This window comes from Candidatus Zixiibacteriota bacterium, from assembly GCA_020853795.1.
GTDB lineage: Bacteria > Zixibacteria > MSB-5A5 > CAIYYT01 > CAIYYT01 > JADJGC01.
On sequence record JADYYF010000136.1, the window covers coordinates 32,762 to 48,944 of the forward strand.

The 16,183-nt window shown below is 59.3% G+C and carries 13 protein-coding genes; all 13 read right to left on the reverse strand.

Annotation, left to right across the window (positions count from 1 at the left end):
- Positions 1–95 precede the first annotated feature (95 nt).
- Positions 96–1,580 (reverse strand): aldehyde dehydrogenase family protein, encoded by a 1,485-nt coding sequence (locus tag IT585_10700; protein ID MCC6963708.1) that lies wholly within the window; start codon positions 1,578–1,580, stop codon positions 96–98.
- Positions 1,581–2,143: 563 nt separating this feature from the next.
- The gene (locus IT585_10705; protein ID MCC6963709.1) at positions 2,144–2,722 is read right to left on the reverse strand and encodes a hypothetical protein; all 579 of its coding nucleotides are present in this window, start codon (positions 2,720–2,722) and stop codon (positions 2,144–2,146) included.
- Complete coding sequence (locus IT585_10710; GenBank protein MCC6963710.1) at positions 2,703–4,262, reverse strand: hypothetical protein; 1,560 nt, start codon at positions 4,260–4,262, stop codon at positions 2,703–2,705. Before IT585_10710 ends, IT585_10705 begins: the two co-directional genes overlap by 20 nt.
- A 119-nt stretch (positions 4,263–4,381) precedes the next feature.
- A complete protein-coding gene (locus IT585_10715; GenBank protein ID MCC6963711.1) occupies positions 4,382–5,149 on the reverse strand; it encodes an MBL fold metallo-hydrolase in 768 nt (255 codons plus the stop codon).
- A gap of 48 nt (positions 5,150–5,197) precedes the next feature.
- The gene (gene ltaE / locus IT585_10720; GenBank protein MCC6963712.1) at positions 5,198–6,232 is read right to left on the reverse strand and encodes a low-specificity L-threonine aldolase; all 1,035 of its coding nucleotides are present in this window, start codon (positions 6,230–6,232) and stop codon (positions 5,198–5,200) included.
- A gap of 60 nt (positions 6,233–6,292) precedes the next feature.
- A complete protein-coding gene (locus IT585_10725; protein ID MCC6963713.1) occupies positions 6,293–6,907 on the reverse strand; it encodes a hypothetical protein in 615 nt (204 codons plus the stop codon).
- Positions 6,897–8,693 (reverse strand): peptidylprolyl isomerase, encoded by a 1,797-nt coding sequence (locus IT585_10730; protein ID MCC6963714.1) that lies wholly within the window; start codon positions 8,691–8,693, stop codon positions 6,897–6,899. The genes IT585_10725 and IT585_10730 overlap by 11 nt, the downstream gene beginning before the upstream one ends.
- Positions 8,694–8,747: 54 nt before the next feature.
- The gene (locus tag IT585_10735) at positions 8,748–9,701 is read right to left on the reverse strand and encodes a PorV/PorQ family protein (protein MCC6963715.1); all 954 of its coding nucleotides are present in this window, start codon (positions 9,699–9,701) and stop codon (positions 8,748–8,750) included.
- A 117-nt stretch (positions 9,702–9,818) separates the two neighbouring features.
- Positions 9,819–10,535 carry a heavy-metal-associated domain-containing protein gene (locus tag IT585_10740; GenBank protein MCC6963716.1) on the reverse strand — a complete coding sequence of 239 codons (717 nt, stop codon included), beginning with the start codon at positions 10,533–10,535 and terminating at the stop codon, positions 9,819–9,821.
- Positions 10,536–10,600: 65 nt separating this feature from the next.
- Complete coding sequence (locus IT585_10745) at positions 10,601–11,113, reverse strand: TlpA family protein disulfide reductase (GenBank protein MCC6963717.1); 513 nt, start codon at positions 11,111–11,113, stop codon at positions 10,601–10,603.
- Entirely contained in the window at positions 11,110–11,880 is a 771-nt protein-coding gene (locus IT585_10750) for a thioredoxin family protein (GenBank protein MCC6963718.1), read from the reverse strand. Before IT585_10750 ends, IT585_10745 begins: the two co-directional genes overlap by 4 nt.
- A gap of 109 nt (positions 11,881–11,989) precedes the next feature.
- Positions 11,990–15,427 carry a DNA polymerase III subunit alpha gene (locus IT585_10755; GenBank protein ID MCC6963719.1) on the reverse strand — a complete coding sequence of 1,146 codons (3,438 nt, stop codon included), beginning with the start codon at positions 15,425–15,427 and terminating at the stop codon, positions 11,990–11,992.
- A gap of 22 nt (positions 15,428–15,449) precedes the next feature.
- Complete coding sequence (locus tag IT585_10760) at positions 15,450–16,142, reverse strand: rhomboid family intramembrane serine protease (GenBank protein MCC6963720.1); 693 nt, start codon at positions 16,140–16,142, stop codon at positions 15,450–15,452.
- Between the last annotated feature and the right edge of the window lie 41 nt (positions 16,143–16,183).

Sequence of the window (16,183 nt, forward strand, 5' to 3'; positions counted from 1 at the left end):
GCAGTGAGGGCGGTTGTGATGGGTCTGACTCATAGCGATCTTCAGTAACCGCCGGGTACCGGCTGATCGGCACCCGACGGTGATTCCATCCTATTTCAAGCGTCGATTTGCGCGCGCTGGAGCGTGCCGGAGAAGTCGACGTAGATTGATTTCCACTCGGAGAAGACATCCAACGCCTGATGGCCGGCTTCGCGATGACCATTACCGGTCGCCTTGGTGCCGCCGAACGGCAGGTGGACTTCCGCGCCGATGGTCGGGCTGTTGACGTAGAATATGCCGGTATAGACATCGCGCATGGCGACGAAGGCCTCGTTGATATCCTGCGTATAGATCGAGGCGGAGAGGCCATAGAGCGAGTCGTTGGCCATCTCGATGGCGTTCTCGAGGGAATCGCACATAGCGACGGAGACGACGGGTCCGAAGATCTCTTCGCGCCAGATCGTCATTTTCTGGGTGATGTCGGCGAAGACGGTGGGCATCAGGAAGAAGCCCTTGTCGTAGGCGCCGCCGGTGAGGCGCTCGCCGCCGTACAGCAGCTTGCCGCCGTCCTTCTTGCCGATTTCGATATAGCGCAGGTCGTTCTCGAGCTGGCTCTGGTTGACTGCCGGACCCATGTCGACGTTCGGGTCGAGGCCGTTGCCGACACGCAGTTTCTTGACGCGTTCGACGAATTTGTCGAGGAACGGCTTATAGACGTCCTTGTGAACGATGATGCGCGAGGTAGCGGTACAGCGCTGGCCGGTCGTGCCGAACGCGCCCCAGAGGGCGCCATCGACCGCCAGTTCGAGTTTGGCGGAGGGCATAACCATCATGGCGTTCTTGCCGCCCATTTCCAGCGAGCAATGTTTGAAGTCGGGGGCACAGGCTTTGGAAACGACTTGACCGATCTCAGAGGAGCCGGTGAAGGAAACGACCTTGATCGCCGGGTGATGCATGAGCGGATCGCCGACGCCGGAACCGGTGCCGGTGACCATATTAACGACACCCTTGGGCATGCCGGCCTCTTCCATGGTCTTGATGAAGTTCACGACCGAAAGCGGCGTGTCGGTGGCGGGCTTGATCACCACGGTGTTGCCGCAGACGAGCGCCGGGATCATCTTCCAGGATGGAATGGCCATCGGGAAATTCCAAGGAGTGATCATGGCGCAGACGCCGAGCGGCTGGCGGATCGACATCTGGAACTTATTGCGCAGTTCCGAGGGCGTGGTCTGGCCGTGGAGACGGCGGCCTTCGCCGGCGGTGAAGTAGGAGATATCGATGGCTTCCTGCACGTCGCCGCGAGTCTCGTTGAGTACCTTGCCCATTTCGCGGGTCATGTCGTTTGCGAATTTCTCTTTGCGTTCGACGAGCAGTTGGGCGACGCGATAGAGGATTTCGGCCCGTTTCGGCGCGGGGACGAGCCGCCATTTTTTGTAGGCCTCCTGAGCGGCCTGGACAGCGGTTTCGACGTCGTTCTTGTCGGATTTCTGGAAAACACCGACGATTTCATCCGTATTTGCCGGGTTACGGTTTTCGAAGGTTTGACCGGTTTTCGACGCTACCCATTCCCCGTTTATGTAGTTCTTATAGACTTCAGGCATTCCATCCTCCCAAGAGATAGCTAACAACATCGGGCAATTTAGTGAATTTTTTCACTTCGCCCGACCCGTAGAATGTTGAAAAATATAGCGACTAAGATACCTATGTCAAACGGTTTTGTTGCTAATCATGGGAATCATGCAGTTCGTTCTCCCTGATTCTGGAGGGCGCCTCCATCCAACTTTCGTCGTATTGGCTATCGAGGTTGGCACCCCCTTCATTCTACCGGAGGGGCACAGTCGCACCGTGTAGCGGCGGGTGCTGATTAAGTCGTTTTTTTAGTAGTGGAGTGATTCCTGTGGTGGGTGAACACAAGATATTATCAGTTAATGATTTATGGTGGCAGGCGGGGCGTTGAAAGAGGTGTCGAAGACCACCCTCGCCCCCTTTGCTAAGGGGGAATCCGCAGTGGCGAGTGCGGTGGGTAATAGAGGGATTTGAGTGTGCCCGAAGCCCATCGCAATCCCTCGTTCCTCGAAACGCTTCGCAGACGGTGGGGTACCGGACCACCACTTGCGGTGGGACACCGGGAGGTCTGACACTCGGGGGGAGGAGATATTCGAGCTTAGTCGCCGGCCAGTTCGGGCGGTTGATTGGATTTGTGAAACGGCTTGATCTTGAGGCGGGAACGATCGATTCCAAGGGGTAAGCCTTGCGGGAACCGGGCGTATTTGGCCAGAGCGAGCCATTCCGATGGAACGGCATATTCATGCGCGGTTTTGGATTGGGAACCGGCAGCAATTGACCCGGAGATGATCCAGAGAGGAGCAGAAATGATCAACACCACGCCATGCGATATGGTCGAGAAGGAACCAAGCACTGTCCAGAAGGCCACTAAGCCGTGCCGGGAATCGAAGGACTGCAAGTGGACGCGGCCGGCATCTTGCGCCGAGAAGCCGTTGAGGAAGCCCAGGGTATCGAGAATGAAGATGCTGTCGAGTGTGACGGCGATGAGTTCGCCTTCGGTGTGAGTCATGTCCGGAGTGCCGGTTTCGAGCCGCGCCCAGGAGCCGTAGGCTTCGTGTTGCGTCACGCGCGGGGTTTCGAGCCAGCGATTCGGCGCGATGGTACCGGCGCAGGCGGCGAGCATCAGGCACGAGGCGGCGACCAGTGCCGAGCAGAAACTAATTCGCGCTGCCGGCATAACGACTCTTCCAGAAATAGGCTTCCATTTCGCTTTCGATGCGTTTGTACTGGGGCGCCAGGACACGCATGGCCTGCTCGGGCTGCATCAGGATCATCATCGCCATCTCCGGATTGCGCTCGGCCTTCCAGTCTTCGCGCATCCACTCGAGATAGTAACCACGACTCTCCAGCCAGTACTCGTACTGCGGCGGTGATGGCGGCAGATCGAAGAAGAGTTCGAAGGTGTCGCCCGGCATGGACATGATCGGTTGATTGTCAACCAAGAGCGCCGCCAGAACGGAATCGCCCTGCCCGTTGCCGAATTTGATGGCCGAGGGTTTAATGCGCTCGACCGGCACCTGATCACCAAGACGTGCCAGTTGCGCGAGGTCGACACGCCAGCAGCCACGGGTCATACGCAATTGCAGTTTCTTGACCGATTCGTCGTGTTTGCCCAAGCGCACGAGATGAACGTCGACCGCCAGCGGACCGGTTTCGCGGAAGGCGTCGACCCGGTACCAGCCGCCGCTGGTGTCTGGGAGCCAGACCTCAATGTCCGAGAGAGCCTCGCCGAAACCGCGGAACTTGGTCAATGATTCTTGGCCCTGCCGCTGCAGGCGGGCGAAGTAGTCGGCAACATCTTCGCCCATGAAGGCCAGGGTCTTATAGAACAGAAAGGTCGTCAGGAGGGTTTGGCGGCAGCCGATGATCAGGCCCAATTCCCCGCTCAGGGGACGTTCGAACTCGACATTGACGGTGTCCTTGGTAGCCAGATCGGTGGAATCGGCGAGAGTGAACCATTCGCGGCCATCAATGGCAGTGACCATCGCGCTGTAGTCGCAGCAGGTACCGAACCACTGGGGATTGGTTGTTTCGAGCACGGGGTAGAATTCGCCGGCGGCGGTCGCGACGATGCGGGTGCTATCGGACCGGGGTGCCGCGAGCAGGTTGACGCTTCTGACGACATGGGTTTCGTAAGCTTCGTTAGTCATAACGAGGCGCGCCCGCGGTGGGGAGAATCGTGCCCGCCAGAGCGCATCGATGTCGGTTCGTTCGAGGGCGGGCGCAACGCTGGAGGAAAAGCCCTCGGCCTGGAGGAGGAGGCTGTCGCCATCATCGACGTAGAAAGTCGGGCAGGAGCCGAAACAAGCCTTGGGGTCGGCGATGCAGACAATGGTAATCGCGAGCGAGGCAACGGTAACGATCGAGAGTGCGGCGATGGCGGCGGAGGTGCGAGGCACGTTGGTTTCGAAGATGGCCACCGAGTCGATGCTCAGCACGTACTGCCCCGAATCGATCAAATCGCGATTCCAGTCAAGATGGCGACCGAAGCCGCCGACGGTGGCGCCAGTAGAAGGGACGGCCCAGTCGTGGAGGATATAGATGTCGCCAGCCTTCATGTGGACTTTGAGATACTTGGCCTCGGGGTTGAGCAGACGGGAGGCCTTGGGGCGCACCAACTCGCGTTCCTGCGTCATGACGGAGCAGCCGGCCAGGAGCAGCGCAAGCAGCGCGATGGTGAGCAACCGGATCAGGGATCTTGCGGCAGAATTGACCAAATCGCACTCCGCGTTGGGTGCCGGATGAGATGGATGTTCAATTCGAGTTGAAGGTTCGCGGTGATAAGATTGCAGGAAGTCCATCCGTCTGTCAACCATTCATTTTCCGGCAGTCATCTTCATAGATCCAGCTCCAGGCCTTCGCGCGCCAAGCGGATTTGGCGGACGCCCCAGCGCAGCAGCTCCCGTCGCGCTGACTGGGAATCAAAGCCGACGTCGGTATGCGTGACAAGGACGAGGGTAACGCCGGCGGTGCGGAGCAAGGAACCGAGAGCGGCAAAGTCAACGTGGCTGGCCTCGACAACGAGCAGGTTGGTGGCGGCGAGAATACCGGTCAGATCGGCGGCCTGACCGAGGTCAGAGGAATAAACGAGGCGGCGACGGGAGGCCTGAACAACAAAGGAGTAACACTGCGCCTGGTTGGGTTTGCCTGATCCTGTAAGAAGTTGGCGATGACGTTGGAGGTGGCTATTGGGATGCGCCTTGACCTTGACAGCGCCGATCGAGAATTCGCCACCGGGATTGATCGGATGGATTTGTATCGGGAAGCTAAGTTTGAGCGGATAGAGGTAAGTCAGGTCGAAGAGCGACTTGATACCGGCGACGGCTTCAGAGGGAGCGTAGATGTCGAGCCGCGAACGGCGTTTGAGGATGTAGTTCCACTGGATGAAGAGCGGCAGACCCATGACATGATCGGCGTGCAGGTGCGAGATGACGACGGCATTGATGCGACGCGGATCATGGCCGAGCCGTTGCATCGCGGAGCTGGCGCCTTCGCCGATATCGAGGAGGATGCGCTGTTGTCCGGCCTGCAAGAGGTAGCAGGAACAGGCCAGCCGGGGATGCGGATTGCCGGAGGAGCAGCCGATGACGGTCAGTTTGGGCATGGCGAACTTCGGCGAGAATGCCGGCGGCACCGTGCTGCCGGATCGGGGTTACGATTCGAAGACTTCACGGAAAACACGGATGGCCTCGGCGATGTCCTCGCGGTTGACATCCATGTGGGTGACACAGCGGATCTTGTGGCGGCCGAAGCCGACGGCGAGGACGCCCTTCTCCTTCAGGGCGGCGACGACATCGCTAACTTCGCGGCCCGATTTCTCGATGCCGATGACGACGATATTGGTTTGGACGCTGTCGAGGTCGATGTAGACCTCTTCGATCTCGGAGAGGGATTCGGCGAGATACCAGGCGTTGTCGTGGTCTTCAGCGAGGCGGGCGATGTTGTGATCGAGGGCGTAGACAGCCGCAGCGGCGAGGATACCGACCTGGCGCATACCGCCGCCGAACATTTTGCGATTTCGGCGGGCGATAGCGATGAGGTCGCGGTCGGCGACGACGGCCGAGCCGATCGGCGCGCCGAGGCCCTTGGAGAAGCAGACGTTGATCGTGTCGGCGAACTGGGCATAGTCAGAGAGCGGGATGCCGGTGGCGACGTGGGCGTTCCAGATGCGGGCGCCGTCGAGGTGGATGGCGACGCGGTTTTCGTCGGCCAGCTCGCGCAGCGATTGCATGCCGTCGATCGGGAAAATTGTGCCGCCGGCGCGATTGTGGGTGTTTTCAATAGCGATAATGCCGGTACGGGGCGAATGAAGATCGCCGCCACGCAGCAGCGGGGCGATATCGGCGGCGGTGAAGACGCCGCGGACGCCGCGGACGACGTGGAAGAGCAAGCCCGAAAGCGCCGCTCCGGCGGCGGCTTCATAGTTGAAGATGTGGCAGCCCTCGTCGCAGATAATTTCCTCGCCCGGCTGGGCGAGGGAGCGGATCGCGACTTGATTTCCCATGGTGCCGGAGGGCACGAACAAGGCGGCTTCCTTGCCGAACATCTCGGCAACTTTGCGTTCGAGACGGATGACGGTGGGATCGTCGCCGAAGACGTCATCACCGACCTCGGCGGAGGCGATAGCATTGCGCATCGCTTCGGACGGACGAGTGACGGTGTCGGATCTGAGGTCGATGTATTGCATGCGAGGAAAAGAAGGGCAGTTGTTGGGGGTGGGTCAAGGAAAAAGCGAGAGGGGGGTTGACTAAGGCAGCGCGGGCCACCAGGCCATCATCAGGTACATGACCAGGCCGGAGGTCAGGGGGACGGTGAGGTTGTCGTCGCGGTAGATGGAGACGGCTTCGACGAGAGCCGCAACGATCGCGCCAACCACACCGACGGTATAGGGAACCTTGGGCACGAGGACGATGATCAGGAGTGCCACGGCCAGGAAGCCGAGAGCGCCTTCGAGGGATTTTGGGCCGCGGATCTTGTGTTTGCCGAACTTGCGGCCGACCATGGCCGAGGCGACATCGCCGGCGATTTCGAAGGTAATCGCGGTCGCGGCGAGCCAGCGTGGAAACAAGGCGATGGTCAGGGTTCCGGCCAGCAGGATGTAGAAGGCGCCGGTGAAGTTGCCGTTGCGTTCTTTGGGGCGGATCATGCCGCCGACGAAAGGTTCAATCCAAAGCCAGGGGGCGAGGCGGCGGAGGCGGAAGACCTCGAAGGCGGCGACAATGAGGAAGGCGGTCGCCATGACGCCAATGGCCCACGGCCGGGGGAAAATGATGTAGCTGGTGGGAATCAGCAAAGCGATGAAGTGCGTCGCTTTGCGCAACGCCTCTTGCTGATAGCTGATGTTGCTGTGATCAGTCTCCACGCGGCGGTTGCGCCTGCTGGAGTGAATCGGCGATTTGGAAGTAGCGCGGCGCATTGGCGAAGTCGATCTGCTTCCAGAGATCGTCGTAACGGACGATTTTCCGACCCTTCTTCAACCACGACACCCACTTGTTTTCCTGCTCCGCGTAAGCCTGCTCGCGCAGTTTGCGCCGCACATCGTTCTTGGCGGCCGAGAACTCCAGCTGCATTTTCTTGTCGAGGACTTTGACCAGGTGGAAGCCCCATTTGGTGCGCACCGGTCCAGTGACCTGGCCGACTTGAGTGAGCCAGGCCTTGTCGTACAGGGCCGAGTCGACATCGTTGCGACCGATCCAGCCGAGATCGAAGGCGGCCTCTTTGAAGTCCTGCTCGCCGGGGTAGTACTGCATGGCCACCTCCTTGAAGTCGGCGCCGGCGCGGACCTCGCGCAGTGCAGCCACGGCCTTCAGCGAATCCGCGAAGACGACCTGCTGGATTTGCACCGGCTTGTCGGCGTTGAACTCTTTCCGGTGTTTGTTGTAGTAGCCTTCAAGTTCGGCATCGCTCCACTCGAGATTGGTGGGGATGCGGTCGCGGCCGATGCGGTTTTGGATTTCGGAGCGGCGGAGGTTGTTGTAAGCGGTCTTGATCGTATCGGTGTCGAAGTAGCCGAGTTGACGGCTGACCGCGGAGAGCACCCAGGGCGCGGATTTCGAGATCACCAGGCTCTTGCGCACGTCGGGTGTGATTTCGACGCCGCGGCGGCCGGTGCGATACATCATTTCGTACTCGCGCAGGACGCCGGCGGTGATCGTATCGGTGCCGTTAACGATGCAGACCCAATCGTACTGGTCGTAGTCACCGACGTCACGAGTGAGAATATCATCGTTCCATTCATAGCTGGCCAGTTGGAAAACGCTGTCGACGAAGTGCTGGGCGATGCGGGTGTCGATCTGCATCGCGAGCTGTTGGCGGATTTGCGCGCGCAGTGATTCATCGAGCGGCACGACGTGTTCGGCGGACGCGGAGTCGACGCGCAGAATGTGCCAGCCATAGATTGACTTAAACGGTTTGCTGACTGCGCCGACCGGCAGTGAGAAGGCGGCATTGGAGAATTCCTCAACCATGTCCTCGCGCCTGAACCAGCCGGAGTCGCCGCGGCGCGCCTTGGAGTTGCTGTCGTGCGAGTATTTGGCGGCCAGCTCGGCGATATCGGCGCCGTTCTGAATCTCCTGGTAGTACCGGTCGATCAGCTCTTTCTCTTTGGCTTTCAGTGTTTCGGTCGACCAGCCGGTGACATCAAAGCCGGTGGCCTCCCACGCCTTGGGATTGTCGGACATCAGAATATGTGTGACGGCGCGACGCGCCGGCGTGGTATAGCTAGGGAGATTAACGCGGTAGAAGCTGTCGATCGACGAGTCGGGGACGACGGTATGCTGCGAGATGCGATCCCAGAACATGTACTGCATGACGACATCGTGGAGGCGATTGCGGGCGAGGCGATGGATTTCTTTGGGGTCGAAATCTCCGAAATCGCCGGCCTTGATGAAGGCGAGCTTGCGGTAGAGCACTTCGTTGTAGGCATTTTCCGGAGTCGCGGCCTTGTTGCTGCCGGGAATGGTGAGTTGATCCAATTCCCGCAACACTTCACCGAGGGTGATCGTTTCGTTGTCGACGGTGGCGATTACCGTATTGGCGTTGATCGGTCCTTCCTGTTGAATGCGGGGTGTATCTTTCTCGCAGCCGGCCAGCCAGAGAGCGCCACCGGTCAGACCGACGATCAGGATCAAGGCTAAACGCAGTTTCAACACTCGCAATACTCCTTCAGATGGAAGCTGTCGCACCGGCCCGGAGACCGGTTCTCAGAGTTCGATATTAAGCGAAACCCGGTACGAATTGTCAAGGTCGCTGTGGTCCATAAAGGCGCCGTCGAGGCGGAAGCGCTGGTAGCGCAGGCCGATACCCAAGGTCAGGCGGCCGATGTCGGCGCCGCCGCGGAAGTAGACGATTTCGTGATAGCCGATTTCCCCACCGAGGTGGGTATCGAGAGAGGCGCCGCCGATTGCCAGTTGCGCGGACTCATCGCGGCCCTCGAACAAGATGTCGCCATCGGCCGCTGCCCGGACGGAGAAGTCATCGACGACCAGACGATACGAGGCGCCGAGTCGCAGTGCCGGCACGATCGATTCGGTGGTGCCGTTGTCGTATGACAGGAAGGTCGAGGTGGCGTTGGTGAGGGTTGCGCCAAACGTCAGGTCGTCACGGCGGCCGTACTGCAGGCCGGCATCGAGTCCGAGGCCCCAGGCGGAATTCCCGGCGAGCGAGCGCAGAACAACTTTGGCCGCACCGCCGAGGCGCCAGCGGTCAGACAAGCGGAGTCCGCCGCCGACCAGCACGAGGTAATCGTAATGCCCTTCTTCGGAGATGATCTTCGGACCGCCGGTGTTCGGATCCTTCTCGGTAAGAATGATGCCACCGCCGCCGACACGGTAGATGCCGATGGCGCCGGCGCCCGACTTGTCGCGAAGAGTAAGCGGCCGGGCGTAGGCCAGGAAATCATGGTTGACGAGCGAGCCGAAGGTCTCCGAATGGAGCAAGGCTACCTGTTGCCGCTCCACGAGGGCCAAGCCGGCCGGGTTGTAATAGACGGCGGTGGGATCATCAGTGAACGAGGCAGCGCTGCCGCCCATGGCGAGGGCGCGGGCATGGGCGCCGAGAACGAAAGCTTCGTTGGCGTATTTCGCCGCCGAAGCGGCGTCGAAGCAGACGACCAGCACGAAACAAGCGGTTATGAATCGTCGAATTGGGCTTTGCATCGTTCTCAATTGCCGCGCCAAGCTACGTCGCGTACCTGGCAGTGTCAATGCTTTATACCAACAAAAAGGGCGGTTGAACAAGTTCAACCGCCCGGAGATGACAATACCGCAGTCGGTTTACGACTCGCTGGTTTTGGTTTCCTTCGACTTGGTGCACGTAGCAGAGTTGGCACACTGCTTCTGGCACTGTTCCGGAGTCATGCTGGAGCCGAACACGGCCTTCATGTCTTCGGTGCAGTCGGTCTTGAGGCTGGCGACATAGCCGGCCTTCGAGATGGTGTTGATGACATCGTCGGTCTTAACCTTGTCGGCATGGAAGACGATGGTCGAGGTTTTCTTCTCAAGGCTGGTTTCGACCGCGCAGACGCCGTCGATGCTGCCAATAGCTTTGTTGATCGACTCAACGCAGCCGTTGCAGTGCATCTTGTCAACGCTGACGAACGCCACTTTCGCGTCGCCGCACTTCAGGGCTTCCGCGACCGAGACGGACGGATGGCCGTTCGGCAGGGTTGCGCCAGCAGTGGTGGTTTTGGCGCCGCCCATGCAGGCCGCTTTCTCAGCCGCGGTGCAGGTCGCACCGGCCTTGGTCGCGCCTTCCTTACCGGTACACGAGGCACCGGCCTTCATCGCGCCGTCTTTCGAGCCGCAGGTCGCGCCGACTTTCTGCACGGTGGCATTGTCATTGGTCGCCGCCGTCGTCGTCACTTTGGCCTTGTCGCCGCAGCCGGAGGCTGAAGCCTTCTCGGTCTTCGCGCCGTCACAGGCGAACATCGCCGGAGCCGCCACTAAGACTGCCAGTGCGACGGCCATACAGATAAAGGCGAATCGTCTCATCTGTTTTTCCTCCTGATGTAGTGTTGTGGGTGTTTGGTTATTATTCATTCTCATCTATTTCGTATTTACAGGTACTGAGCGATCTTCTGTTCCCAGTATTGGGCGTCTTTGAACCCGACGACCTTGTCGACGACGGCGCCGTCGCGATTGACCAGGATGGCGACCGGAATTGAGCGACCGATATTCCAGCGCATTGCGACATCCGGGTTGCCCATCAGAATCGTGTATGGTATCTGGAACGATCGCGCGAAACTGGCGACCGAGTCTTTGGCGATGTTGTCGAGCGAGATCCCGACGACTTCAAATCCGCGCCCGGAGAGCTTCTTGTGCAAGTCCGCCAGATGCGGAATCGAGCGCCGGCACGGTGGGCACCAAGTCGCCCAGAAGTCGACGAGGACGACCTTGCCCTTGTAGCTGCTGAAATCGACGGTTCCGCCGGCAACATTCTCCAGTTTGAATCCGGGGGCCGTTGCGGCCTGAGCCGTCGTGCCGCCGCTGCTTTGCGAGCCGCACGAAACCAACAACGCTGATGCCGCAGCGACCAGCACGGCAAAGATCGCAACGATTAATCGCTTCACGGCTTGGCCGCCTTCTCCTTAACCGGGGTCGCGGCGGTGGCGCGATCGGTCACGCCATACAGTTTTCCGCCGCGGAAAGTGAGGCTGACATTATCCGAGTACAGCCAATCTTCTGCCGGACCTTGCGGAAGCGTCTTAGTTTCCACCGATTGCGGCGCGCCCCAACTGGCTTTCACCTGGGCCGCCGTCATACCCAATTTCAGTTTCGCCTGTGGGCGAACCGTTCCCAATTTCTGCTGGAGGGTAATATAATCAGTGAAGGCCATTTCGTCATTATAATTATTACCCACGTAGTCAAGTATGTACTGCATGGCGGTAGAATCGATATATCCCGGGGCGGGGGCGATCTTGGCGCCGGAGGGCTCCAGGAACCAAGTGGTCGGATAGCCGCGGACGCCGTATTGCAGAGTCAGACCCTTCTCGGTGATATCCCCGTCGTTAAGCTTGAGGACATCGTAGGAGTCGCCGTCGACGACGGCGGCGACGAAACGGTCGCCGATGGTTTTCACGACCTCGGGATTGCGGTAGGTGGAGGCCTTCATCTTCTTGCACCAGCCGCACCAGGATGTGGTGAAATTGACGATGACGTGCTTGTTTTCTTTCTTGGCCTTGGCCAGTGCCTGATCGTACTTCATCCACGTAATCAGATCGCCGGATTTTTCCTCGGCGTGGGCGATGAGCAGCGGCACGACGATAAAGGCGGCGCAGACGATAGCGAGCGGAAGCCCGATCGGAAGTCGCTTGAGTTGTCGGTTGTCGTTAGCCAAGGTCGAAGTATCCATCCTTGTGGCAAGATGCCGTCGAAGTAGAAAGACCGGGGTCTTTCGGACGCTGTTTCTCATTTTAACCCTATCAAAATACTCCAGTTCCCGGAATTCAGCCGGATTTGCGAAAACTGATGTTTTCCCGTCCGACGAGCTGCTCGAGCGCTTCCATCATGGGTGCTTCCGGCATGATCTTCAGGCGCTTGGGCGTGAGGGTGAAGAGCTGTTCGCCAGACATTAGAAAGATCTGGACCTTAACAGGACCCGGGTACTTTGTGAAAATTAAGTTTATGTCATTTAATAACTTATCGTTCGCATTCCCATTCACGAACAGTTCCAGCACTGCGGGGCGCTGGTTAAACAGCCCTTCGAGATTGACAATTTCGGAGGCGATCAGTTTGGGCTTTTCGTTTTCGCGAGTTGAGACGCGGCCGCGGCAAAGGAGGCGCGCATCAACATGAACCAGTTGTCTCGATTTTTCAAATAGATCGGCAAAAGCGATCACTTCGATAACCCCGAAGAAGTCCTCGAGGGTGATGAAGGCCATCTGCCGTCCCTGTTTGTCGTAGTTGATTTTGAGCGCCTGGACGATGCCGCCGAGCGAGACATCGCCGCCATCGGCCTTGTCGCCGATTTCATCGGAGTTGACCGTGGCGAAGGCAGTCAGTTCGACGCGGTAGTTTTCGAGGGGATGGCCGCTGACGTAGAAGCCAAGCGCCTCCTTCTCCTTCTGCAGCAGGGTGGCGCGATTCCATTCATCCAGACGCGGCAGCAAGGGTTCCTGAATGGTGGTGTCGTTGATGCCGCTGCCGAAGAGGTCGGACTGATTGATGGCCTCTTTGCGCTGGATCGACTGGCCGAAGCTGAGGGCCTGTTCAACGGCCTCGAATTTCTGCGCCCGCGATCCGGCGAGCGAATCGAGGGCACCGGCGGTGATCAGCGATTCGATGGTGCGCCGGTTGAGGGCGGTCAGTTCGACGCGCGCGCAGAGGTCGAAGATGGTGGTGAATTTGCCGCCTTCGGCGCGCGCCTTGAGGATGGCCTCGACGGCTCCCTGGCCGACGTTTTTGACGGCGGTGAGCGCGAAACGGACTTTGTCGGCAACGACGTTGAAGGCGAGTTCCGACTCGTTGACATCGGGGGGCAGCACCTGGATGCCCATGCGGCGGCACTCTTCCATCAGGACGATGATGCGTTCGGTGGAGTCCATTTCGGAGGTCATGCCGGCGGCCATGAATTCATGCGGGAAGTGCGTTTTCAGATAGGCCGTCTGGTAAGCCAAGAGGGCGTAGCCGACCGAATGAGATTTGTTGAAACCGTAACCGGCGAATTTCTCGATCAAGTCGAAGACTTTTTCGGCGGTGGGTTTGTCGATGCCGCGTTGCTGCGAGCCGGCGGTGAATTCCTCTTTTTGGGCACGCATCAATTCGGCGTTCTTTTTGCCCATGGCTTTGCGCAGGATATCGGCTTTGCCGAGCGAGTAGCCGGCCATCTCAGAAGCGATCTTGATTGCCTGTTCCTGGAAGACGATGACGCCGTAGGTGTCTTTGAGGATCGACTCGAGCAGCGGGTGCTCGTATTCGACTTTTTCGCGGCCGTGTTTGCGGTCGATGTAGAGATCGACGACACCGCCTTTGAGCGGACCCGGGCGGTAGAGGGCGTTCATGGCGGCGAGGTCGTTGAGGTTCTCCGGCTTGAGTTTGCGGAGGTAGTCGCGCATGCCGGAGGATTCAAACTGGAAGATGCCGATCGTGTGGCCGGCACCAAAAAGCTTATAGACCTGCGCATCATCGAGCGGAATTGAGTCGATATCGATGTCGATATCGCGGTTACGTTTCACCAAAGTGAGCGTGTCATCGATTACCGTCAAGGTGCGCAGGCCAAGGAAGTCCATCTTCAACAGGCCGATTTCTTCGACGGCCTTCATGTCCCACTGGGTAGTGATTTCGTCCTTGCTGCCCTTGTGGAGCGGGACGTAGTCGGTCAAGCGCGAGGGCGCGATCACGACGCCGGCGGCGTGGGTCGAGGCGTGGCGCGTCAGGCCTTCCAGGACCTTGGAGTGCTCCAGCAATTTGGCGATGCGAGCGTCGGCGTTAGCCAGTTCAGTCAGTTGCGGTTCCAAGTTCAGCGCTTTTTCGATCGTCATGTCGAGCGCGAACGGGATCAGCTTGGCGATCTTGTCGACTTCGCCGTAAGGGATTCCAAGCGTGCGGCCAACGTCGCGCACAACGCCGCGGGCGGCCATGGTGCCGAAGGTGATGATCTGGCCGACGTTTTCCTGGCCGTACTTGTCGATAACGTACTTGATGATCTTGTCGCGGCCGCGGTCGGAGAAGTCGATGTCGATATCAGGCATGCTGATGCGTTCGGGATTGAGGAAGCGCTCGAAGAGCAGATCGTACTTGACCGGATCGATATTGGTGATGCCGAGAACGTAGGAGACGATTGAGCCGGCGGCAGAGCCGCGGCCGGGGCCGACCGAGACGCCGAGTTCCCGCGCTTTGCGGGTGAAGTCCTGCACGATCAGGAAGTAGCCGGCGTAGCCCATCTGTTTGATGACGCCGAGTTCGTACTCGAGGCGAGCGCGCAGTTGCGGGGTGATTTCCGCGTAGCGTTTGGCCAGACCGGCTTCCGCCAGCTCGGTCAGATACTCATCGGCGCTCTGGTGTTCTTGCGGCAGCGGGAAGGCGGGCAGGTGATTCTTGCCGAGTTCGATTTCGACGTTGCATTCCTCGGCGATCTTGAGGGTGTTCTCAATGGCGTTGGGATACTTGCCAAAGCGCTCTTTCATTTCATCGACCGATTTGACGTAGAGCTGGTCGGTGGTATAGCGCATGCGGTCGTTGTCGTTGAGCTGCTTGCCGGTCTGGATACAGAGGAGCACGTCGTGGGCGTCGGCGTGTTCGCGCTGGAGGTAGTGGCAGTCGTTGGTAGCGACGAGCTGGAAGCCGCTTTCCTTGGCCAGTTTGAGCAGGAACGGGCGGACGCGGTCTTCATCGGCGATGGTATGGTCCTGGACTTCGATATAGAAGTTCTCTTTGCCGAAGATGTCGGCGAATTCGAAGGCGGCGCGTTTGGCTTCCTCGTGGTTGTTGTTGCGCAGATGGAAAGAGACTTCGCCCTGCAGGCAGGCCGAGGTACAGATCAGGCCGTCGGCGTGCTTGCGCAACGCCTCCTTGTCGACGCGCGGCCGATGGTAGAACCCTTCGAGGTAACCGATGGTCGAGAGTTGGATCAGGTTCTGGTAACCGGTGTTATTTTTGGCGAGCAGGAGCAGATGATTGCCGCCATCGGGGTAGCCGGCGACAGGTTGTTTGAATTCGCGCGAGCGCGGCGCGACGTACATTTCGCAGCCGATGATCGGCTTGATTTTGGCGGCTTTGGCTTTCTTATAGAATTCGATCGCGCCGAACAGATTGCCGTGGTCGGTGATGGCCAGGGCGTGAAAGCCCATGGTTGCGGCCAGTTTGACGAACTCGTCGATGCGGCAGGCGCCGTCGAGGAGCGAGTACTGGGTGTGGTTATGAAGATGAACAAATTCCGCTGTCATGGCTCAATGTCTCGCGCTGCGATCAGTATCCCAAAGGTTCGTACGCCGGTCGCCGCCGGAGGAGTTTGAAGTAAAGCCAGCCGAAGGCGAAGCCGCCGACGTGGGCGAACCAAGCGACGCCACCGCCGCCTTCGCTGAGCAGACCCGGCAGACCGTAGAGGATCTGCAGGCCGAACCAGATGATCAACAATACCCCGGCCGGAATGCGCACGACCTGGACGAAAAAGCCAAGAAAGATGACGGTATGCACGCGCGCTTTTGGATACAGAACCATATAGGCGCCGAGCACGCCGGCGATGGCACCGGAGGCGCCGATGAGCGGGACCTCCGAGTTGGGATCGAGGACGGTGTGCAGGCCGACGGCCGCGATACCGGAGAGCAGGTAGAAGACGATGAAGTGCAACTTGCCGAGATTGTCCTCGACGTTGTTACCGAAGATCCAAAGGTAGAGCATGTTGCCGGCGAGGTGCATGAAGCCGCCGTGCATGAACATGCTGGTGATGACGGTGACGCCGTAGGGTACGGCCAGTTGCGGATAGACCTGGGTGAAGTGGGTGTATTCGATCGGGATGTACGCCCACTTGTAGACCAGGGCTTGCACAGCCGGCTCATCGAGAGTCAACTGGTAGATGTAGACCAGCACATTGACCGCGATGAACAGCACCGTGATCAGCGGAAACGAGCGGGTCGGGACTTCGTCGCGCAGTGGGAACATTTAGATCAATATACGCAGCGGCTGCCTCGATGACAAGGACG

Bases quoted from the DNA above. Each gene is read 5' to 3' on its own strand.
- IT585_10700 (MCC6963708.1), bottom strand. From the start codon at position 1,580: ATGCCTGAAGTCTATAAGAACTACATAAACGGGGAATGGGTAGCGTCG.
- IT585_10705 (MCC6963709.1), bottom strand. From the start codon at position 2,722: ATGCCGGCAGCGCGAATTAGTTTCTGCTCGGCACTGGTCGCCGCCTCG.
- IT585_10715 (MCC6963711.1), bottom strand. From the start codon at position 5,149: ATGCCCAAACTGACCGTCATCGGCTGCTCCTCCGGCAATCCGCATCCC.
- ltaE (MCC6963712.1), bottom strand. From the start codon at position 6,232: ATGCAATACATCGACCTCAGATCCGACACCGTCACTCGTCCGTCCGAA.
- IT585_10735 (MCC6963715.1), bottom strand. From the start codon at position 9,701: ATGCAAAGCCCAATTCGACGATTCATAACCGCTTGTTTCGTGCTGGTC.
- IT585_10740 (MCC6963716.1), bottom strand. From the start codon at position 10,535: ATGAGACGATTCGCCTTTATCTGTATGGCCGTCGCACTGGCAGTCTTA.
- IT585_10755 (MCC6963719.1), bottom strand. From the start codon at position 15,427: ATGACAGCGGAATTTGTTCATCTTCATAACCACACCCAGTACTCGCTC.
- IT585_10760 (MCC6963720.1), bottom strand. From the start codon at position 16,142: ATGTTCCCACTGCGCGACGAAGTCCCGACCCGCTCGTTTCCGCTGATC.